The 19,648-nt window shown below is 67.6% G+C and carries 15 protein-coding genes and 3 pseudogenes; 9 read left to right on the top strand and 9 right to left on the bottom strand.

Translation table 11 applies throughout. The features are described 5' to 3' along the window. Nucleotides 1–190: 190 nt before the first annotated feature. The 6 genes from ASG62_RS08490 to ASG62_RS08465 form a co-directional block, all read right to left on the bottom strand. Nucleotides 191–1,546, bottom strand: coding sequence for a flavin-containing monooxygenase (locus ASG62_RS08490; protein WP_056687823.1), 1,356 nt, complete (start codon nucleotides 1,544–1,546; stop codon nucleotides 191–193). A gap of 192 nt (nucleotides 1,547–1,738) precedes the next feature. After that, nucleotides 1,739–2,872: an aminomethyltransferase family protein gene (locus ASG62_RS08485; RefSeq protein ID WP_056687820.1), complete on the bottom strand. Its 1,134-nt coding sequence runs from the start codon at nucleotides 2,870–2,872 to the stop codon at nucleotides 1,739–1,741. Between the two features lie 63 nt (nucleotides 2,873–2,935). Then, nucleotides 2,936–3,979 (bottom strand): heme-dependent oxidative N-demethylase family protein, encoded by a 1,044-nt coding sequence (locus ASG62_RS08480; RefSeq protein WP_056689323.1) that lies wholly within the window; start codon nucleotides 3,977–3,979, stop codon nucleotides 2,936–2,938. A gap of 14 nt (nucleotides 3,980–3,993) precedes the next feature. Continuing rightward, nucleotides 3,994–4,959, bottom strand: a complete 966-nt coding sequence (locus ASG62_RS08475; protein ID WP_056687817.1) for a PDR/VanB family oxidoreductase — start codon at nucleotides 4,957–4,959, stop codon at nucleotides 3,994–3,996. Continuing rightward, nucleotides 4,956–5,558 (bottom strand): dimethylamine monooxygenase subunit DmmA family protein, encoded by a 603-nt coding sequence (locus ASG62_RS08470; RefSeq protein ID WP_056687814.1) that lies wholly within the window; start codon nucleotides 5,556–5,558, stop codon nucleotides 4,956–4,958. Before ASG62_RS08470 ends, ASG62_RS08475 begins: the two co-directional genes overlap by 4 nt. A 71-nt stretch (nucleotides 5,559–5,629) precedes the next feature. Continuing rightward, nucleotides 5,630–7,342 carry an APC family permease gene (locus tag ASG62_RS08465; protein ID WP_056687811.1) on the bottom strand — a complete coding sequence of 571 codons (1,713 nt, stop codon included), beginning with the start codon at nucleotides 7,340–7,342 and terminating at the stop codon, nucleotides 5,630–5,632. A gap of 442 nt (nucleotides 7,343–7,784) precedes the next feature. On the opposite strand from ASG62_RS08465, the gene ASG62_RS08460 reads away from it, so the two are divergent. From ASG62_RS08460 to purU (ASG62_RS26335), 8 genes and pseudogenes are all read left to right on the top strand, one after another. Continuing rightward, nucleotides 7,785–8,486, top strand: a complete 702-nt coding sequence (locus ASG62_RS08460) for a helix-turn-helix domain-containing protein (protein WP_056687807.1) — start codon at nucleotides 7,785–7,787, stop codon at nucleotides 8,484–8,486. A 110-nt stretch (nucleotides 8,487–8,596) separates the two neighbouring features. Continuing rightward, nucleotides 8,597–9,505 carry a class II glutamine amidotransferase gene (locus tag ASG62_RS08455; protein ID WP_056687804.1) on the top strand — a complete coding sequence of 303 codons (909 nt, stop codon included), beginning with the start codon at nucleotides 8,597–8,599 and terminating at the stop codon, nucleotides 9,503–9,505. 44 nt (nucleotides 9,506–9,549) lie between these two features. Continuing rightward, nucleotides 9,550–10,236 (top strand): GXGXG domain-containing protein, encoded by a 687-nt coding sequence (locus ASG62_RS08450; protein WP_056687801.1) that lies wholly within the window; start codon nucleotides 9,550–9,552, stop codon nucleotides 10,234–10,236. A 109-nt stretch (nucleotides 10,237–10,345) separates the two neighbouring features. Continuing rightward, a complete protein-coding gene (locus ASG62_RS08445; protein ID WP_056687798.1) occupies nucleotides 10,346–11,674 on the top strand; it encodes an FMN-binding glutamate synthase family protein in 1,329 nt (442 codons plus the stop codon). A gap of 88 nt (nucleotides 11,675–11,762) precedes the next feature. After that, nucleotides 11,763–13,070 (top strand): type III glutamate--ammonia ligase, encoded by a 1,308-nt coding sequence (gene glnT / locus ASG62_RS08440; protein WP_056687796.1) that lies wholly within the window; start codon nucleotides 11,763–11,765, stop codon nucleotides 13,068–13,070. A 67-nt stretch (nucleotides 13,071–13,137) separates the two neighbouring features. Continuing rightward, nucleotides 13,138–13,374, top strand: a pseudogene (purU, locus tag ASG62_RS27535) (formyltetrahydrofolate deformylase); the annotation flags it as partial. A 1-nt stretch (nucleotide 13,375) separates the two neighbouring features. After that, nucleotides 13,376–14,113, top strand: a pseudogene (locus ASG62_RS08435) (formyltetrahydrofolate deformylase); the annotation flags it as partial. A 72-nt stretch (nucleotides 14,114–14,185) separates the two neighbouring features. Further along, nucleotides 14,186–14,356 (top strand): annotated as a pseudogene (gene purU, locus ASG62_RS26335) (formyltetrahydrofolate deformylase); the annotation flags it as partial. 33 nt (nucleotides 14,357–14,389) lie between these two features. On the opposite strand, the gene ASG62_RS08430 reads toward purU (ASG62_RS26335), so the two are convergent. From ASG62_RS08430 to ASG62_RS08420, 3 genes are all read right to left on the bottom strand, one after another. Next, nucleotides 14,390–16,381 (bottom strand): response regulator, encoded by a 1,992-nt coding sequence (locus ASG62_RS08430; protein WP_056687793.1) that lies wholly within the window; start codon nucleotides 16,379–16,381, stop codon nucleotides 14,390–14,392. 168 nt (nucleotides 16,382–16,549) lie between these two features. Next, a complete protein-coding gene (locus tag ASG62_RS08425) occupies nucleotides 16,550–17,359 on the bottom strand; it encodes a phosphate/phosphite/phosphonate ABC transporter substrate-binding protein (protein ID WP_056687790.1) in 810 nt (269 codons plus the stop codon). A 134-nt stretch (nucleotides 17,360–17,493) separates the two neighbouring features. Further along, the gene (locus tag ASG62_RS08420) at nucleotides 17,494–17,955 is read right to left on the bottom strand and encodes an OsmC family protein (protein WP_056687787.1); all 462 of its coding nucleotides are present in this window, start codon (nucleotides 17,953–17,955) and stop codon (nucleotides 17,494–17,496) included. Between the two features lie 309 nt (nucleotides 17,956–18,264). Between ASG62_RS08420 and ASG62_RS08415 the strand changes: the two genes are divergently transcribed. Beyond that, complete coding sequence (locus tag ASG62_RS08415) at nucleotides 18,265–19,587, top strand: LLM class flavin-dependent oxidoreductase (RefSeq protein ID WP_056687784.1); 1,323 nt, start codon at nucleotides 18,265–18,267, stop codon at nucleotides 19,585–19,587. Nucleotides 19,588–19,648 lie beyond the last annotated feature (61 nt).

Genomic DNA, 19,648 nt, shown 5'->3' with positions numbered 1-19,648 from the left:
CGTCCGGCGGAAGCTTTGCAGGGCGAGCGCTCCACGGCGCCTCCCTCTGTCCTGCCGGACATCTCCCCCTCAAGGGGAGATCGGCAGCTGCGATGTTCGTGACGAGACTGATCTCCCCCTTGAGGGGGAGATGCCTGGCAAGGCAGAGGGGGGCGCCTCGCGCGAACGATCGTCCTCTTTGACGTTAATCCTACTCCGCCGCCTCCTTGATCGCCAGGAACGTCTCCAGCGAGTCGTCGAGCGCGTCCATCCAGGGCGTGTGGTGAACGGGGGCGAGGTTGCCGGTGAGGACGGACGGATAGGCGCGGTTGCGGTAGGTGAGAATGCCCTCGACCTTGTGGTGCTCCCATTCCTTGAAGAGCTCGGCCACCTTGTCGACGTCGAGGAAAGGATAGTCGGTGGCCGCGAGAAGATCGCGCACGTAGTCGGTCTGGAAGTCGATGCCCTCGAACGGGTTCTGCAGCGCTTCCTCGCGCGCCCGCCAAGCCTTGATGTCGGCCTCGCGCTCGGCCGCTGGGGGCAGGGCGATGCGCCCCAGGATCACGTCGCGCGCATACCAGGCCTGGGCGTCGAACATGTTGAACGTATAATACTGGTCCTGCATGCCGATGTAGAAGAGATGCGGGTTCCCCTCCCAGACGACGCCCTTGTAGAGGCCGAGCGGATAGAGCCGGTTGTTGGTCTTGAGGCGCAGATCGTCGGGCAGGAAGGGGAAGGCGTGCTGGTAGCCCGTGCAGAGCACGATGGCATCCACCTGCTTCGTCGTGCCGTCGATGAAATGCGCGGTCTTGCCGACGAGCCGTTCCAGGAGCGGCTTCTCCTCGAAGCTTTCGGGCCATTCGAAGCCCATGGGCTTGGTGCGGTAGCTGAAGGTGACGGAAGCCGCGCCGTATTTGTGGCACTGGGTGGCGATGTCCTCGGCGGAATAGCTGGAGCCGATCATCAGCATGTTCTTGCCCGCGAACTCGTCGGCGGCGCGGAAGTCGTGGGCGTGCATGACGCGGCCGAGGAAGCTCTCGATGCCGGGGAAGTACGGCACGTTCGGTACGGAGAAATGGCCGTTGGCCACGACCACGTCGTCGAACTCTTCCGTGTAGTGCAGATCCTTGGCGAGATCCTTCACCGTCACCGAGAAGGTCTGCCTCTCCTCGGACCAGACGACCGAGCGAACCGGCGTCAGAAAGCGGATATAGGAGCGGACGCCGCTCTTCTCGACGCGCCCGGCAATGTAGTGGTGCAGGACGGCGCGCGGGGGATAGGACGGGATCGGCCGGCCGAAATGCTCCTCGAAGGAGTAGTCGGCGAATTCCAGGCATTCCTTCGGCCCGTTCGACCAGAGATAGCGGTACATGGAGCCGTGGACGGGCTCGCCGAACTCGTCGAGACCCGTGCGCCACGTGTAGTTCCAGAGCCCGCCCCAGTTGGACTGCTTCTCGAAGCAGACGACCTCCGGCACCTCGGCCCCCGCACGCCGCGCGCTCTCGAAGGCCCGAAGCACCGCGAGCCCGCTCGGACCCGCACCGATGACGGCGACACGTTTTGGCATGATGGTCTCCTGATCCGGATGGCCCGCGGGGCGAGCGGATGTCGTGGGTTCGGCGGCTCGGCGGCTATCTGGCTTTGAAGGAGCGCTCGACGGCGCCCCCCTCTGCCTGCCGGCATCTCCCCCTCGAGGGGGAGATCGGTCTCGTTACGGTCGGCAGGGCAGAGAGGGGCGCCTCGCGCCGACCTCGGTAGTTCATCCCTTCGCGGTGCGTTTCAGCTTCTTCGGATCGTCGAAGGGCAGCGTCGCCGCCACGGCGCGGATCGGGCCGGAGGCGTTCTGCACGGAGAGCTCCGTGCCGGGAACGGCGCAGTCGACGTCGAGGCGGGCGATGGCCATCGAGGCCTTGGCGAGCGGCGAGGCCATGCCGCAGGTGGCGACGCCGACCTGCTTGTCGCCCCGGAAGATCGGTGCGCCCTCGTCGGCCGGCTCCATTCCGTCGAGCTTCACGCCGAAGATCTTGAAGCGCTCCCGGCCCTTCAGGCGGTAATGCTCCTCGGCGCCGCGAAAGCCCGTCTTGCCGGGGCTGACCGTGAAGTCGAGGCCGAGTTCCCAGAGCGTGTCGCCGGGGCCTTCGCCCGCGAACGGGTATTTCTGCGAATTGTCGTAGGGGTAGAAGAGCAGGTAGCTTTCGACCCGCAGCATGTCGAGCGTGGTGAAGCGGCAGGGGATGATGCCCATCTCGCGGCCCTCCTCCAGGATGCGGTCCCAAATCGTGCCGGCATCCTGCGCGCGGCAGAAGATCTCGTAGCCGCGCTCGCCGGTATAGCCGGTGCGCGAGATCATCACCGGCAGCTTGAAGAGCTGCGTCTGCATGTGATGGAAGTAGTTGAGGTCGCGAATGCCGGGGACGTGCCGGGCGAGATAGTCGACGGCGAGCGGCCCCTGCAGCGAGAGGTCGTGCAGATTGTCGTCGAAGCGGATCGAGACGTCCCGCCCCAGCGCCGCCTTCTGCAGCTCCTCGTGCCCGGTGCCGGAGCCGTGGACGACCATCCAGGTATTGGGTCCCGTGCGGTAGAGGATGCAGTCGTCGGTGAACTTGCCGGCCTCGTTCAGCATGCAGGCATAGGCCGACTTGCCGGGATAGATCTTCTCCACGTCGCGCGTCGTGGCGAGATCGAGGAGATGGGAGGCGTGGGCGCCGGTCACATGGACCTTCTTCAGGCCGGACACGTCCATCAGCCCGGCCTTGGTGCGGATCGCGACATATTCCGCCTCGGCGCTTCCCTCGTAGGACCAGGCGGTTCCCATGCCGCTCCAGTCTTCGAGCTTGGAGCCGAGGGTGCGGTGGCGATCCGCCAGAGCCGAAAATCTCCAGGATGCGGTCATCGATGTTCCTCCGGTTCGAAAGGCGTCGTCGGGTTCGTTGGAAGGGGCGTCGGGCGGGGAGGCTCAGTCCGGCCCGAAGCCGGGCGAGGTCGCCGCCCCGTCGTCGCGGGCCGCCAGCCAGTCGATCGCCGTGTCGCGGAACCGGCCGAGGCCCTTGTAGCCGACGATCTCCGGCGGCAGGCTCTTCAGCACCCGGTGGAGACGGCGCGCCCATTTCGCCTGCGTCGCCAGCTCGTCCAGGCTGATCAGATAGCCTCGGATCGAGAAGACGATCGCGTTCGACCGCGGCAGGCGCCAGAGCGCCTGAAGCTCGACGCGCAGGTGAACCTTCTCTCCGACATTGTCCGGCGTCACGCTCGCCTTGTCGATGCCCCAGAGGTGGTAGTTCTCCGGGCTCGTATCGAGGCGGGGATTGATCGTCATCGTCCAGTTCAGGCGCCGCACGGGGCGGCCCTGCTGAAGGTTGAGAAGGAACTTCAACGCCCTGTCGAAGACGCCGAGATCGTGGGCGAGCGGCACCGGCCCGTGCCATTCGATGAAGTTCATGCCGAGATCGAAATCGAGCGACCAGTCGGCCTGGGTCGTCACCATGCCGGCATCCATCCAGAGATTGTCCTCGCGCTGGTCGAGCAGGCAGAAGTCGCCCTGGCACTGGCGCGTGACGTATTCCATCGGCCCCTGCGGCAGGGTGGCCGCGTCGCCGAAGGTGAAGCTCTGCTCGATGCCGAGCGGCCGGTTGATCCAGTGCCAGCGCTCGCCCGTCCGGGCGAGGGAGAAGTGCTCGGGATAGGCCTCGGCCATCGAGGTCATCAGGAGTTCCATGAGATCCCATTCCGCCGTCATCATGTGCGGCAGCGACTGGCAGCGCAGCGGGTCCTCTCTCAGGACGAGGGCCCGGTCCTCCATCTCGGCGACGTAGTGCTCGTCGATGTCGATCGGGAAGTCGGTCGTCGAGCGGGCGGCGTTCGGGACGTGCTGCTCGATGTTGACGCTGTACATGTACGCGTCCTGATCGAACGGAAACGGGAAGCGCCGGATCGCCTGCGGGCTGTTGGAGAAGGTGAAGTCGTCGCGGAAGGTTTCGGACTTGAAGGACAGGGTCGGCACGGCAGCGCCTCCGTTCAAAGGTCGAGGACGAGTTCGCGGCCCGACAGGCGCGAGACGCAGGTCATGATCGTGGTCCCCGCCGCCTTTTCGGCATCGGACAGGTAGTGGTCGGCGTGGAGCAGCGTGCCGTCGGCGGCGAGCACGGCCGTCGCGCATTGTCCGCAGGCCCCGCCCCGGCAGAGATAGGGCGCATCCACCCCGGCCTCCTCGATGGCTTCGAGAAGCGTCTGGTGCGCGCCGACGGTGAGCGACAGGCCGGAGCGCTGGAGCCGGAGCGCGAAGGGGTCGCCGCCCTCGGGCGCGAGGAAGCGCTCGGCATGGAGCGCGCGCTCCGGCCAGCCCGCCTCGCGCGCGTCGCCGAGCATGCCCTCGATCATGCGCTCGGGGCCGCAGACGTAGAGATGCGTGCCGAGCGGCTGGTGGAGGAGGACGTCGCGCACGGCGAGCCTCTCCCGGCGCGCGCTGACGTAGAGGCGCAGGCGCTTTCCATGCCGCGCCGCGAGCGCCTCCGCGAAGGCGCCGCTCGCCTCGTCGCGCATGGCGTAGTGGATCTCGTAGGGCGCGGCGGCGGCGGCCAGCTCCTCGGCCATCGCCGCGATCGGCGTGATGCCGATGCCGCCGGCGACGAGGACGTGGCGCTTCGCTGTGCGGTTGACCGGAAAGAGATTGACCGGCGCCGAGAGCGTCAGCTCCGTGCCGACCGCCACGCGGTCGTGGATGAAGGCCGAGCCGCCGCGCGAGTGCAAGCTGCGCTGGACGGCGATCTCGTAGGCCGCGCCGCCGGCGAGGGTGCCGGCCAGCAGGGAATAGGCGTTCTTCACGCGGCGCTCGCCGGTCTCCAGCGTCACCACCGTGTGGGACCCCGCCGAATAGGGCGGCAGGTCCCCGCCCGAGATCCGCTCCATGCGCAGCCGCCGGACCGAGGACGAGACGGGCTCGGCCTCCACGACGCGGACCTTGTATTCGACGCCGCCGCTCATGCCGGAAACGCCTCCGCGGCGGGAATCTCGCCGGGCGCCTCGGCATCGATGCACACGCCCATGAAGGCGCCGAGGCGGCGCGAATAGTGATCGCGCACGAGGAGCGCCAGACCGCAATGGCTGCAGGGAACGGGGCTCGCCACGACCTCGGCCGTGAAGCCCTTGCAGTGCACGCACTGCACGCGGCGGGACAGGGCGCCGCGATGCTCGCACTGCACGGCATCCTCGGTGAGTCCGCTTTCGGCGGCGACGCGCCGCGCCTCGCCGATGAAGTCCTCCGTGCCGGCGAGATAGAGATGCGTGCCCATCGTCGCCTTGGCGAGGAGCGCGGCGAGCCGGATCATCGCCGTTTCGCCGGAGGGCAGAACGTGGAGCGCCTCGGGGGAAAGGGCGGCGAGCCGATGCTGGTGATGCTTCGAGGCGCTTGCCCCCGGCCGGTACACGATCGTCGTGCGCGCCAGCGCTTCGCCCGCTCCGGCGAAGGCCTCTTCCGCGGCGAGCGCGCCTTCGCCCTCGCAGGCGAGGAGATGGTGCCGCGCCTTCGGCTGGAGCCGGAGCTTGGCATAGAGCGGGCGGCTCTTGATGTCGGAAAGCTGCATGGTCGGGTCTCTGCGAATGCCGTTGAGGCGTGGCGCGGGAGATGCCCCGCGCCACGCTTTGAGCGAGCCTGTCAGATCTGGAAGAACCAGTTGGACACGAGCACGGTGGCGACGCCGGCGGCGAGGGTCAGGTAAGGCAGCATGCCCGCCTTGCGCACCATCCGCTCGCCCGGCTTGACGCCGAGATCCTCCAGCATCTGCGCGGGGAACTGGCCGCGGTCCTGGATGTAGTGGCGGTAGCAGAAGACGGGCACGATGAGCGCGGCGGTGATGAGCCCCGCCCAGAGCGCCGACGGGTTCCAGACCTTGGCGCCGGCGCCCATGAAGACGACGTTCACGAAGGCGAAGACGCCGCCGAGCACGAGCAGGATCGTCGGCGCCCGGTAGGGGCGGAGGACATGGCCGGAATCGATCCGGTGAAGCCATCCCGAATTCAGATTCAGGAAGTTGAAGATGATGTAGCCGCAGTTGGAGACGGCGAGGATGAAGAAGAAGCTGGTCGCATCGGCGCAGGCGATGGCGAGCACGACGAGATTGACCACGAGGTCGGTCCACATGGCCCGCGTCGGGGCGCCGTGCTCGTTGACATGGCTGAGATACTTCGGGAGCCAGCCGTCGACGGAGCCCTGGTAGAGCGTGCGCGAGGAGCCCGCCATCGCCGTCATCAGGCAGAGCATCAGCGCCAGGATCATCAGCATGACGAGCAGGCTCTCGATGAAGGCGCCGCCGCCGACCATGTGCGCCATGGCCGCCGCCACGCCCGAGCCGTCGACGATCGGCGTCGCCAGCATGCCGTCGAGGCCGAGCACGCCCTGGAAGGTGAAGGGCACGAGGCTGAAGAGGGCGAGGCACAGGAGGCCGGAGAAGAAGATGGCCTTGAACGTGTCGCGGCCGGGATCGCGGAACTCGCTGGTGTAGCAGACCGCCGTCTCGAAGCCGTAGGTCGACCAGGCCGCGATGAACATGCCGCCGAGGACGAGCGTCCAGCCGGTGACGTTCCAGGCGCCGGGCTCGGGCGCATAGGCCGCGGCGAGCGGCACGAAGGGCGAGAAGTTCGACCAGTTCACGCTGCCGTTCAACAGCGGCACGATGCCGACGATCGCCATGGGAATGATGACGATGAGGCCGATATACTTCTGCACCTTGGCCGTGCCGAGAATGCCGCGATGCTGGATCGCGAAGGTGGCGAGCATCAGGATCGCGCCGATGAAGAAGGCCGCGTTCAGCGAGAGCGACACCGGGCCGAGCGTGGTCTGGAAGAGGGTCCAGGTGCGGATCGAGGGCGTCAGCGCCGTCACGGCGGCGGCCGCCTTCTCGGCATCGGGAACGGTCAGCGCCGCGCCGTTGGCCGAGATCCAGCCCGCGACCGAGGCGCTGTCGAGCGCGGGAACCGGGGCGAGCGCGTTGAGGATGTAGGCCGCGGCGATCGAGCAGCCGAGCGAGAGGACGGGCGACCAGGCGAACCAGTTGCACCAGACCGAGAGCGGCGCGATCGGCTTGGCGTAGCGCACCCAGGCCGAGGCGCCGTAGATCGAGGCGCCGCCGGACTTGTTGGGAAAGAGGCCGGCGATCTCGGCATAGGTGAAGGACTGGATGAAGCCCATGATCATGGAGACGATCCAGACCGCGAAGGCGAGGTTTCCGACCGTTCCCGCAATGCCGCCGATCGAGAAGAGGACGAGGGCGGGAACGCCGCTCGCGACCCAGAAGGCCCCGGTCCAGTCGATGCTGCGGTGCAGCTTTCCGGAAGATGAAAGGTCGTCTTTGATCGTCACCGTCGACATCGCGGGCACCGCTCCCTCGCTCACATGTATGGCTTGTGAATAACGACCCGGTTCCGCATCGTCCGCAGACGAAGTGCTGGACATGCCGGAACGTCACGACCTCCGAAATCCGCTGGAAGGGCGGCGACGCGGAGGTCTCGTCTTCATGTCGGTGCGATCCGAAGGGCGATTGCTCGCCGATCGGCGGTTTCGACCCATCGGCGGTCGGCTGTTGCAGGGATCATGTTCCGCACGGAAACGCTTGTCAAAAGAATTTCGTGAAAGGAAACATAATTTCTTCGCACTGTCCTTTTCGAGGCAGGCGGTTCCCTTGGGGCTCCGACGCCCGGGCGGCCCGGGCAGCGGATTTGTCATTTTCGGGAATTGGTGGTCTTCATCGGCGAATGATCCCATCCGTCGGCCGCGCGGCCCGGACCCTGCCCGCGAAGGCCGCCTTTTTGCGATGAAGAAGACCCTCGAAGAGAACCCCGCGCCCGAGCCGACGGAACGGCCGGTTCCCAAAGGCGCCGTGCAGGCTCTGCGCCAGGACCCCCACGCGGTCCGGGAGCCCAAGGAGAACAATCTCGAGCTCGCCATCGGCCACGAGGTCCGCGCCTTCCGCAAGAAGCTCGGCATCACCGTCAGCGATCTCGCCTCCGCGACGGGCATCTCGCTCGGCATGCTGTCGAAGATCGAGAACGGCAATATCTCGCCCTCCCTGACGACGCTCCAGGCCCTGTCCCGCGCGCTGGGCGTGCCGCTGACGGCCTTCTTCCGGCGGTTCGAGGACGAGCGCCGGGCGGTCTTCGTCAAGAGCGGCGAGGGCGTGGAGCTGGAGCGCCGGGGCACGCGGGCGGGCCATCAGTACAACCTCCTCGGCCATATCGACGGCAACACGAGCGGCGTCACCGTCGAGCCCTATCTCATCACGTTGACGGAAGAATCCGACGTTTTCCCGACCTTCCAGCATGCGGGCATGGAGTTCCTGCACATGCTGGAGGGCGAGGTCGTCTACCGGCATGGCTCGCACCTCTTCCAGATGCAGCCGGGCGACAGCCTCTTCTTCGACGCCGACGCGCCGCACGGGCCGGAGCAGCTCGTGACGCTGCCCTGCCGCTACCTCTCCATCATCTGCTACCCGCAGCCGGGAACGGCCGCCGACTGACACGTAGCCGGCGCAGTGATTGCCTGAGAAGAAAAATTGTTTCCTACCGATTGCCGAGACGACCGTCATCCGGCATAAAGGGGCATGCCACCCGATCGGAAGGATTTGCCATGTGCGGCATCGTCGGTTTGTTCCTGAAGGATAAGACTCTGGAGCCGCAGCTCGGCGCGCTCCTCTCCGACATGCTGATCACCATGACCGATCGCGGGCCGGACTCCGCCGGGATCGCGATCTACGGCGGCAAGGCCGACGGCCTGACCAAGATCACCATCCAGTCGGCCCGGCCGGACGCCGATTTCGCGGGCCTTGCCGAGAAGCTCGGCCCCGCCACCGCCGGCACCGCGCGCGTCGCGGTGAAGAGCACCCATGCCGTCGTCACCATGGGCGCCGAACATGCGGACGCCGCCCGCGCGGCCCTGACCGCGATCTCGCCGACGATCCGCGTCATGGGGGCGGGCGCGAGCGTCGAGATCTACAAGGAGGTCGGGCTTCCCAAGGACGTCGTCGCCCGTTTCGGCGTCTCCTCCATGTCGGGCACGCACGGCATCGGCCACACCCGCATGGCGACGGAATCGGCCGTCACGACGATGGGCGCGCATCCGTTCTCGACGGGCGCCGACCAGTGCCTCGTCCACAACGGCTCGCTCTCCAACCACAACAACCTGCGCCGCGAACTCGTGCGCAAGGGCATGCGCTTCGAGACGCAGAACGACACCGAGGTCGCCGCCGCCTACCTGACGGCCGAGATGAACGAGGGCAAGGATCTCGGACAGGCGCTGTCCGGCGCGCTCGACGATCTCGACGGCTTCTTCACCTTCGTCGTCGGCACGCAATCGGGCTTCGGCGTCCTGCGCGATCCCGTCGCCTGCAAGCCCGCCGTCATGGCCGAGACCGACCGGTACGTTGCCTTCGGCTCGGAATACCGCGCGCTGGTGAACCTGCCCGGCATCGAGACCGCCCGCGTCTGGGAGCCCGAGCCGGCGACCGTCTACTTCTGGGACCACCGCCAGGCGGCCTGATCCGCCGCCCTTTCGACCCGAGCCCTTCCGCGCAGGACCTCGCCATGCCCGTCTTCGACCTTGCCGTCACCCCGCTCCGCGAGCTGAACCAGGCGCTCCATGCCGTCCCCGCCGGGGCCAACGACACCGCCTTCGAGGTGCTGAACCCGCGTGGCGGCCATGCCATCGCGGTCGGCATCGACGGCCCCTTGAGCGTCGAGGTGAAAGGCTCCGTCGGCTATTACTGCGGCGGCATGAACGACGGCGGCACCGTCACCGTCGAGGGCTCGGCCGGGCCGGGCGTGGCGGAGAACATGATGTCCGGCACGGTCGTCATCGAGGGCGACGCCTCGCAATATGCGGGCGCGACCGGGCAGGGCGGGCTCCTCGTCATCAAGGGCAATGCCGCCTCGCGCTGCGGCATCTCGATGAAGGGCATCGACATCGTCGTTCGCGGCTCGATCGGCCACATGTCGGCCTTCATGGCGCAGTCGGGCAATCTCGTCGTTCTCGGCGATGCGGGCGACGCGCTGGGCGACAGTCTTTACGAGGCCCGCCTCTTCGTGCGCGGCTCCGTGAAGAGTCTCGGCGCCGACTGTATCGAGAAGGAGATGCGGCCGGAGCATCTGGACATCCTGGCCGGCCTTCTCGCCAAGGCCGGCATCGAGGACGTCCGGCCGGAGGAGTTCAGGCGCTACGGTTCGGCGCGCCGCCTCTACACGTTCAACATCGACAATGCCGACGCTTACTAGCGGCGCCGACGCTGACTAGCGGCGCCGACGCAGACGAGCGGCAGCACGAGGATCGGTCCGAGGCGCCGCCCGGACCCGACAGAGACACGATGAGCTTCAGGACGCGGACATGAGCTATCACAACCCGCATACGCCGCCGAGGAAGTCCGCGACCTTCGACGACCACACGCTGGCGGAAATCCGCCGCGCGGCGGCGACGGGCATCTACGACATTCGCGGCGGCGGCACCAAGCGCAAGGTGCCCCATTTCGACGACCTTCTCTTCCTCGGCGCCTCGATCTCGCGCTATCCGCTCGAAGGCTACCGCGAGACCTGCGACACCTCGGTCACGCTCGGCACGCGCTTCGCCAAGAAGCCGATCCACCTGAAGATCCCGATCACCATCGCGGGCATGAGCTTCGGCGCCCTGTCCGGCAATGCCAAGGAGGCGCTCGGGCGCGGCGCGAGCCTGTCGGGCACCTCGACGACGACGGGCGACGGCGGCATGACGGACGAGGAGCGCGGGCATAGCGACGTGCTCGTCTACCAGTATCTGCCGTCCCGCTACGGCATGAACCCCAAGGACCTGCGCCGGGCCGACGCGATCGAGGTCGTGGTCGGGCAGGGCGCCAAGCCCGGCGGCGGCGGCATGCTGCTCGGGCAGAAGATCTCGCCGCGCGTCGCCAAGATGCGCAACCTGCCGGAGGGCATCGACCAGCGCTCGGCCTGCCGCCATCCCGACTGGACGGGGCCGGACGATCTGGAGATCAAGATCACCGAGCTGCGCGAGATCACCGACTGGGAGAAGCCGATCTACGTCAAGGTCGGCGGCTCCAGGCCCTATTACGACACGGCGCTCGCCGTGAAGTCGGGTGCCGACGTCGTGGTGCTCGACGGCATGCAGGGCGGAACGGCGGCGACGCAGGACGTCTTCATCGAGAATGTCGGCCAGCCCATCCTCGCCTGCATCCGCCCGGCCGTGCAGGCGCTGCAGGATCTCGGCATGCACCGCAAGGTGCAGCTCATCGTCTCCGGCGGCATCCGCAACGGGGCGGACGTGGCCAAGGCCATGGCGCTCGGCGCCGATGCGGTGGCGATCGGCACGGCGGCGCTCGTCGCGCTCGGCGACAATGATCCGAAATGGGAGGCCGAGTACCAGGCGCTCGGCACGACCGCCGGCGCCTACGACGACTGGCACGAGGGCAAGGACCCCGCCGGCATCACCACGCAGGACCCCGAGCTCGCCAAGCGCCTCGATCCGATCGCGGCCGGCCGGCGCCTCGCCAATTATCTGAAGGTCATGACGCTGGAGGCGCAGACGATCGCGCGCGCCTGCGGCCACAACGATCTGCACAATCTCGAGCCCGAGGATCTCTGCGCCCTGACCCTCGAAGCTGCCGCCATGGCCCGCGTGCCGCTGGCCGGCACGGAATGGTACCCCGGCAAAGCCGGCTTCTGACCGAACGACCGCCGGATACGGCCGGCTTCGGGGGGAGCGGTCGGATCGCTCCCACCTTCCCACAAGTCAGCCACCCGAGGGGACCTCCGTGACGACCGATCTCACCGCCTATGCCGCCGAAAAGGGCGTCAAGTATTTCATGATCAGCTACACCGACCTCTTCGGTGGACAGCGCGCCAAGCTCGTGCCGGCGCAGGCGATCGCGGACATGCAGAAGGACGGCGCGGGCTTTGCGGGTTTCGCCACATGGCTGGATCTGACGCCGGCCCATCCCGACCTCTTCGCCGTTCCCGATGCCGCCTCCGTCGTCCAGCTTCCCTGGAAACCGGAGGTCGCCTGGGTCGCGGCCGATTGCGTGATGGAGGAGAAGCCGGTCGATCAGGCGCCGCGCGTCCTGTTGAAGAAGCTGGTCGCGGAGGCGGCCGCGGAGGGCCTGCGCGTCAAGACCGGCGTCGAGGCCGAGTTCTTCCTGATCTCGCCCGACGGCAAGACCATTTCCGACGAATACGACACGGCCGAGAAGCCCTGCTACGACCAGCAGGCCGTGATGCGCCGCTATGACGTCATCGCCGAGATCTGCGACCACATGCTGGCGCTCGGCTGGAAGCCCTACCAGAACGACCACGAGGACGCGAACGGCCAGTTCGAGATGAACTGGGAGTTTGACGACGCGCTGCAGACGGCCGACAAGCATTCCTTCTTCAAGTTCATGGTCAAGTCCGTCGCCGAGAAGCACGGGCTCCGCGCGACCTTCATGCCGAAACCCTTCAAGGGCCTGACCGGCAACGGCTGCCACTGCCATGTCTCGGTCTGGAACACGGACGGCACGGCCAACGCCTTCGCCGACAAGGCCATGCCCTTCGGGCTCTCCGAACAGGGCCGCACCTTTCTCGGCGGCATCATGAAACACGCCTCGGCGCTCGCCGCGATCACCAATCCGACGGTCAATTCCTACAAGCGCATCAATGCGCCGCGCACGATTTCCGGCGCGACCTGGGCGCCGAACTCCGTCACCTGGACGGGCAACAACCGCACCCACATGGTGCGCGTGCCCGGCCCCGGCCGTTTCGAGCTTCGGCTGCCCGACGGCGCCGTGAACCCCTATCTCCTCCAGGCGATCGTCATCGCAGCCGGGCTCGACGGCATCCGCACCAAGGCCGATCCCGGCCCGCACCACGATATCGACATGTATCGCGACGGGCACACGATCACGGACGCGCCGAAGCTGCCGCTGAACCTTCTGGACGCGCTGCGCGAATACGAGAAGGACGAGGGGCTTCAGGCCGCGATGGGCGCCGAGTTCTCGGCCGCCTATCTCAAGCTGAAGCGGCAGGAGTGGAACAGCTTCTGCAGCCATTTCACCGCCTGGGAGCGGGAGACGACCCTCGATGTCTGAAGCATCCGCCCGCCCGAACACCGCCTCCGCGCCTCGGGCGGACGGCGCGGCGAAGCCTCCGCTCTCCCTGGTTCTCACCGTGACCTGCCGGTCGACCCGCGGGATCGTCGCGGCGATCTCCACCTACCTCGCGGCCAAGGGCTGCAACGTCGTCGACAGCGCGCAGTTCGACGATCTCGACACCGGCGGTTTCTTCATGCGCGTCGGCCTCGTCTCGGAGGAGGGCGTTTCGCTCGCCGAGCTGGAAGCGGGCTTCCCCGAGGTCGCCGAGCCCTTCGCCATGACCTACGCCTTCCACGATTCCNGGCCTCGTCTCGGAGGAGGGCGTTTCGCTCGCCGAGCTGGAAGCGGGCTTCCCCGAGGTCGCCGAGCCCTTCGCCATGACCTACGCCTTCCACGATTCCACGACGCCGACGAAGGTCGTCCTCATGGTCTCGCGCTTCGGCCACTGCCTCAACGACATTCTCTACCGCTGGAAGATCGGCGCGCTGCCGATCGACATCGTGGCGGTCGTGTCGAACCATTTCGACTATCAGAAGGTCGTCGTGAACCACGACATTCCCTTCCACCACATCCCCGTGACCAAGGCCAACAAGCCGGAGGCCGAAGCGCGGATCATGGAGATCGTGAGCTCGACCGGGGCCGAGCTGATCGTGCTGGCGCGCTACATGCAGGTCCTTTCGGACCGCATGTGCCAGGAGATGTCGGGGCGGATCATCAACATCCACCATTCCTTCCTGCCGAGCTTCAAGGGCGCCAATCCCTACAAGCAGGCCTATGGCCGCGGCGTGAAGCTGATCGGGGCGACCGCCCATTACGTGACGGCCGACCTCGACGAGGGCCCGATCATCGAGCAGGACGTGGCGCGCATCACCCATGCGCAGTCGGCGGCCGACTACGTGACGATCGGACGGGACGTGGAGGCGCAGGTCCTGTCGCGCGCGATCCACGCCCACATCCACCACCGCGTCTTCCAGAACGGCAACCGCACCGTGGTCTTCCCCGCCAGCCCCGGCGGATACGCCTCCGAGCGCATGGGCTGAGATCTCACGCGCGAAGCACGGCACGACCTTCCCGACGCGGCTCACCGTCGTCGACAAGGTGCCCGCCGACGNACCCATGCGCAGTCGGCGGCCGACTACGTGACGATCGGACGGGACGTGGAGGCGCAGGTCCTGTCGCGCGCGATCCACGCCCACATCCACCACCGCGTCTTCCAGAACGGCAACCGCACCGTGGTCTTCCCCGCCAGCCCCGGCGGATACGCCTCCGAGCGCATGGGCTGAGATCTCACGCGCGAAGCAAGCCGATCCGGACGATCAGCCCGTCACGGCCCGGACGTTGTTGGCGACGTCCTGCAGGCTGGCCTCGCCCTTCGTCATGACCCGCGCCGCCGATTGCAGTCGCTCGCGATCGGCGTTGGAGAGGTCGCGGGCGGAAAGGACGATGACGGGTATGTCCGCGCCGCCTGGCCGGCTCCGTAGCGCGTGCAGGAAGGAGAAGCCGTCCATCACCGGCATGGTGAGGTCGAGGAGGATCACCCGGGGCGTCGCGCCGGCGATGCTGTCGAGCGCCTCACGCCCGTTGGCGGCCTCCGCGACGGTCCAGCCGTCGCGCTCCAGCGTCTGGCGGATGCGGGCTCTGGCATCCGCATCGTCGTCGACGACGAGAACGTCGCCGATATCGCTGCGGAACCGGTCCATCACCTGCTTGAAATTGTCCCAGTTCACGGGCTTGGACACGTAGTCCGCAGCGCCCAGCGAAGAGGCCAGACCCCGTTCGCTGACGAAGGTGACCATGACGACCGGGATCTCGGCGAGATCGGGGTCCGCCTTCAGGCGACCGAGAACCGTCCAGCCGTCCATGCCGGGCATCATGACGTCGAGCAGGATGGCGCGAGGCCGCATCTCCTTGGCGATGGCAAGGCCCGTCGGCCCGTCGGCGGCCGTCAGCGTTCCGAAGCCTTCGCGGGCGAGGAAGCGGGTCATCAGCTCGCGCTGGGCCGTGTCGTCGTCGATGACGAGGACGAAGCTCTTCTCCGCGCCGTTCGCCGAGACGGGCAGCTGCGCCTGGATGGCGGCGAGGTCGGTCTCGCCGCTCGCATCGGGCGCCGTCCGGGCGGGCAGGCGCAGCGTGAAGGTGCTGCCGCGTCCCAGCTCGCTTTCGACGGAGACGTCGCCGCCGAGCATCTCGCTGAAGGCCTTGGTGAGCGACAGGCCGAGCCCCGTGCCGCCGAACTTGCGCGTCGTCGAGGCGTCCGCCTGCTGGAAGCGCTGGAAGAGCCGCTCCAACTGATCGGGCGACATGCCGATGCCCGTGTCGTGCACGTGGAACGAGACGATCCCGCCCTCGCGCCGGACGGAGAGGGTGACGGTGCCGTCCTGCGTGAACTTGGCGGCATTGCCGAGAAGATTGAGCAGGATCTGCCGAAGCTTGGTGACGTCGCTCCACATCGGGCCGAGGGTCGGATCGACGTCGACCTCGAGCCGGTTCCCCTTCTTGGCGACGAGCGCCTCGGCCGTGGAGACGACGTCGGCGACGGCCTCGGCAATGTCGAACTCCTCGACGAAAAGGTCCATCTTGCCGCTCTCCACCTTGGACAGGTCGAGCACGTCGTTGATGAGGCCGAGGAGATGGCGGGCATTGCTCTCGATCTTGCGGATGTCGCGGGCAAGCTCGCCCGCTTCCGCGCCGTCCTCGGCCTCCTCGATCAGCATTTCCGAATAGCCGATGATGGCCGATAGCGGCGTGCGCAGCTCGTGGCTCATATTGGCCAGGAACTGGCTCTTGGCGACGTTCGCCTCCTCCGCCGCCAGAAGCGCGGCCTTCGCCGCCTGCTCGGCGAGGATCTGCTCGGTCGTCTCGTTGCAGGCGCAGAAGAGGCCGGCGACCGTGCCGCTCTCGTCGAAGACTGGCGTGTAGGAAAAGGCGAAATGCGCTTCCTCCGTTCTGCCGTTCCGATCGACATGCAGGGTGATGTCGTCGAAGTGCACGGAGTCGCCCTCGAAGACCGTGGCGACCAGCGGCTCGATCTCGTGCCAGATCTCCCGCCAGACCTCATGCATCGGCCGCCCGAGAGCGGCCGGATGCTTGCTCTGCAGGAGGGTCGAATAGGCGTCGTTGTAGAGCAGATACCCCTCTTCGCCCCAGGTGACGTACATCGGCTGCCGCGAGGCGAGCATCAGCCCGACCAGCGTCTTCAGCGAGCGGCTCCAGCCCGAGGGAAGGCCGAGAGGCGACGCCGCCCAGTCGACGGCCCGCATGCGCACCGCCATGTCGCCGGAGCCGTTCAGAAATCGCGAGTTCGTCATATCGGCTCCTAACGTCGTGCGGACAGCGATCCACAACGTGCGCGGGGCCATTCAGTTTCTCACTGAGCGATTTGAAGATAAGGCATCCGACCGGTTTCGCTCCAAGCGCGCTATCCGCGGCCCGAGGGCGTATCGTCGCCGCCGTGATCGCCCGCTCGACCGGAGCGCTCAGGCGATGGCGGGATAGCCGAGGCGGCGGGCCGTCGCCTCCATATCCGCCAGGGGCTGGTAGTCGGCATCGGAGAGAATGGCGAAATCCTTCAGGGCGAGCGTGTCGCGCGTATCCGCCAGGGCGGGGTCCGCGATGGCGGCGGCGAGCGCCCGCCGCAGCGCCGAGACCTCCGCATCGGAGGCGCCGGCCCGGGTGATGAGGGGAAGGCCCGGTCCCTTGGCGGTCTGCGCCAGAACCCGGATGCTCGCCAGCGTTTCGGGATCGAAGCGCAGCACGTTGCCGAAGGTCACGCAGTCGATCGCCGCGACATCGGCCTTGCCGGTGGCGATCGCCTCCAGACTGGCGCGATGCCCGCCCGTCTCCAAGACCGAGCCGAAGAAGCGGCCGCCCTCGGCGAGCGGAGCGATGGCGGCGCGAAAGAGGTTGGCGCCCGAATTGCTGTCGGGCTCGTTGATGGCCGCCCGACTGCCGCGCAGGTCCTCAAGCGACGTGGCCGCGCTGTCGCGGTGGACGGCGATGAAGCTCGATGTCGAAGGACCGTCGCAGCCGGGATGCGCATAGACCGGCGTCGCCACCAGCCGGACCTTGGCGCGCAGGTGCCGGACATAAGGATAGCCGCAGGTCTGGGCGAGCAGAAGATCGGGATGCCGCCAGGACTCGTCGTAGCGCAAGGTCTCGTCCAGCGCTTCGGGCACATCGGCGACGCCATCCGCCCGCAGCGCGTCGCGCAGAAAGGCCCAGAGCTTTGCCGTCGCCTCCGCGAGCGGCGGCGGGCTGGCATACATGGCAAGGCTGACAAGGCGCATCGGGGCCGTCTCTCGATCGTGCGGGGAGGTTCGAGGCCGAAGACCCCGAGCCGTCGGGGTCGAAATCCGGCGGCCCCTCCCTCGCTCGTGCCATGGTTCGGATCGGCGGGGAAGTTCGAAGTCCGAACCCGCCGTTACGGGTTCTTTCGGGGCGGTGGCGGCGAGACGTCCCGGACCCGGTCCTCGAAATCGGGCTGGCCGCGGATTGTGTTGCTGACCGTGCAGAGATCCGCCTCGGCCATTCGGGCGATCTCGCGGCGGGTCGCCTCGTCGAAGTCGCCGGCGATCCGAATGTCGATTTCGAAGCGCGCGATGCGCGAGGGCTCGTCCTCGGCCTTTTCGCCCGTCACCTCGACGGCGACGTTCGTCAGCCGATCGAGGACGCCGAGCTTGCCGGCGGCGACGCGCGCGCTGATCGCAAGGCAGGCCGACAGCGAGGCGTAGAGAAGATCGATCGGGTTGAAGCCCGCCTCCGAAGCGCCCGTCTTGATCGCGATCTCGCCGCCCGTCGCCGAGACCACGGTCGGGAAGCCGCTTCGGCCCATCGTGGCGGTCGCGCCTGTCGGGCGAACCCTGATCCTCGGTGCCTCGCTCATAAGCGTCCCTTTTTCAGCCTCGCCCCCGACATCGCCGAGCGCGTCCGCCGGCCGCCGTCGCTGGCGAAATCGCAGCTCGCCGGTCGGCGGGCCGACCTTGATCCTTACGCCAAGTTCGAGAGGAAAGGGCCGGGCAACGTTTCGCGAAGGGGCGCTTCGGGAGCAAGACGTGCCTTTCGGATCGTGGAACCCGGTGCGATCGTGCGCTCGCGAATGTCGGAAGCCTTGGAAGCATCCGAGACGTTCGCCATGTCTGCAACGGCCGGATGCGCAGGTATCCCCGACCGTCGGCAATGGAGGTTTCGCGTCATGTCCCGTCGACAGCTGAAGCTCGGAGCCTTCATGCGGCCCGTCAGCATCCACACTGGCGCCTGGCGCTATCCCGGCGCCTGGCCGGATGCCAATTTCAGCTTTCCTCGGCTGAAGCGCCTGGCGCAGAAGTTGGAGGCCGGCAAGTTCGACGCCTTCTTCATGGCCGATCATCTCGCCGTCCTCAACATGCCGGTCGAGGCCCTTCGCGGAAGCCACACCGTCACCTCCTTCGAGCCCTTCACGCTCCTCTCGGCGCTCGCCGCCGTCACCGAGCGTATCGGGCTCGTCGCCACGGGCTCGACGAGTTTCGATGAGCCGTTCCATGTCGCGCGCCGCTTCGCCTCGCTCGACCATATCAGCGGGGGTCGAGCCGGCTGGAACATCGTCACGACGTCGAACCCCGATGCGGCGCTGAACTTCGGTCTCGAGACGCATCTCGATCATGGCGACCGCTACGAGCGGGCCCGCGAGTTCTACGACGTCGTCACGGGGCTCTGGGACTCCTTTGCCGACGACGCCTTTCCCCGCGATGCGGCGAGCGGCACCTATCTCGATCCCGCGCGGATGCATGTCCTGGCGCACAAGGGCGAGCATTTCAGCGTCCGCGGTCCCCTCAACATCGCGCGGCCCGTTCAGGGCTGGCCGGTGATCGTCCAGGCCGGCGCCTCCGAGCCGGGGCGCGAACTCGCGGCTCGGACGGCGGAGGTCGTGTTCTCCGCCCCGAACGGCCTGCCCGACGGACGGGCCTTCTATGCCGACGTGAAGGGACGCATGGCCCGTCTCGGGCGCGACCCCGACCATTTGAAGATCCTGCCCGGCGCCTTCGTCGTGCTGGGAGAGACGGTCGAGGAGGCCAAGGCGAAGCGGGCGCTGCTCGACGGCTTCGTTCCCGAGGCGAACGCCATCGCCTCCCTCTCGATCGCCCTCGGGCACGATGCGAGCGGCTTCGATCCCGATGGCCCGCTGCCGGAGATACCGGAGAGCAACGCCTCGAAGAGCAGCCGGGAGCGCGCGATCGACCTGGCACGGCGCGAGAATCTCACCACGCGCCAGCTCGCGAACCGTCTCGGCGGCTATGGCGGCCTGTCCTTCGTCGGAACGCCCGGCACCGTCGCGGACGAGATGGAGGAATGGCTGGAGACGCGCGGCTCCGACGGTTTCAACGTCATGTTCCCCTATCTTCCCGAGGGTCTCGACGACGTGGTCGACAGGCTCGTGCCGGAACTCCAGCGAAGGGGGCTCTTTCGAACGGAGTACGAGGGCCCGACGCTCCGCGACAATCTCGGCCTCCCCCGGCCCGCCAACCGGTTCTTCGCCTGACGATCCGGGCGGCTGCGGCGGCGCGGGTCGCGAGCCGCGCAAGAGGCCCGCGCCGCCCGCG

The sequence above is a fragment of the Aureimonas sp. Leaf427 genome, assembly GCF_001425485.1.
In the GTDB taxonomy this organism is placed as follows: Bacteria; Pseudomonadota; Alphaproteobacteria; order Rhizobiales; family Rhizobiaceae; genus Plantimonas.
This window is presented reverse-complemented; position numbering and strand designations above follow the sequence as displayed.

Bases quoted from the DNA above. Each gene is read 5' to 3' on its own strand.
- ASG62_RS08490 (WP_056687823.1), bottom strand. From the start codon at position 1,546: ATGCCAAAACGTGTCGCCGTCATCGGTGCGGGTCCGAGCGGGCTCGCG.
- ASG62_RS08485 (WP_056687820.1), bottom strand. From the start codon at position 2,872: ATGACCGCATCCTGGAGATTTTCGGCTCTGGCGGATCGCCACCGCACC.
- ASG62_RS08475 (WP_056687817.1), bottom strand. From the start codon at position 4,959: ATGAGCGGCGGCGTCGAATACAAGGTCCGCGTCGTGGAGGCCGAGCCC.
- ASG62_RS08470 (WP_056687814.1), bottom strand. From the start codon at position 5,558: ATGCAGCTTTCCGACATCAAGAGCCGCCCGCTCTATGCCAAGCTCCGG.
- ASG62_RS08465 (WP_056687811.1), bottom strand. From the start codon at position 7,342: ATGTCGACGGTGACGATCAAAGACGACCTTTCATCTTCCGGAAAGCTG.
- ASG62_RS08460 (WP_056687807.1), top strand. From the start codon at position 7,785: ATGAAGAAGACCCTCGAAGAGAACCCCGCGCCCGAGCCGACGGAACGG.
- ASG62_RS08455 (WP_056687804.1), top strand. From the start codon at position 8,597: ATGTGCGGCATCGTCGGTTTGTTCCTGAAGGATAAGACTCTGGAGCCG.
- ASG62_RS08450 (WP_056687801.1), top strand. From the start codon at position 9,550: ATGCCCGTCTTCGACCTTGCCGTCACCCCGCTCCGCGAGCTGAACCAG.
- ASG62_RS08445 (WP_056687798.1), top strand. From the start codon at position 10,346: ATGAGCTATCACAACCCGCATACGCCGCCGAGGAAGTCCGCGACCTTC.
- ASG62_RS08430 (WP_056687793.1), bottom strand. From the start codon at position 16,381: ATGACGAACTCGCGATTTCTGAACGGCTCCGGCGACATGGCGGTGCGC.
- ASG62_RS08425 (WP_056687790.1), bottom strand. From the start codon at position 17,359: ATGCGCCTTGTCAGCCTTGCCATGTATGCCAGCCCGCCGCCGCTCGCG.
- ASG62_RS08420 (WP_056687787.1), bottom strand. From the start codon at position 17,955: ATGAGCGAGGCACCGAGGATCAGGGTTCGCCCGACAGGCGCGACCGCC.
- ASG62_RS08415 (WP_056687784.1), top strand. From the start codon at position 18,265: ATGTCCCGTCGACAGCTGAAGCTCGGAGCCTTCATGCGGCCCGTCAGC.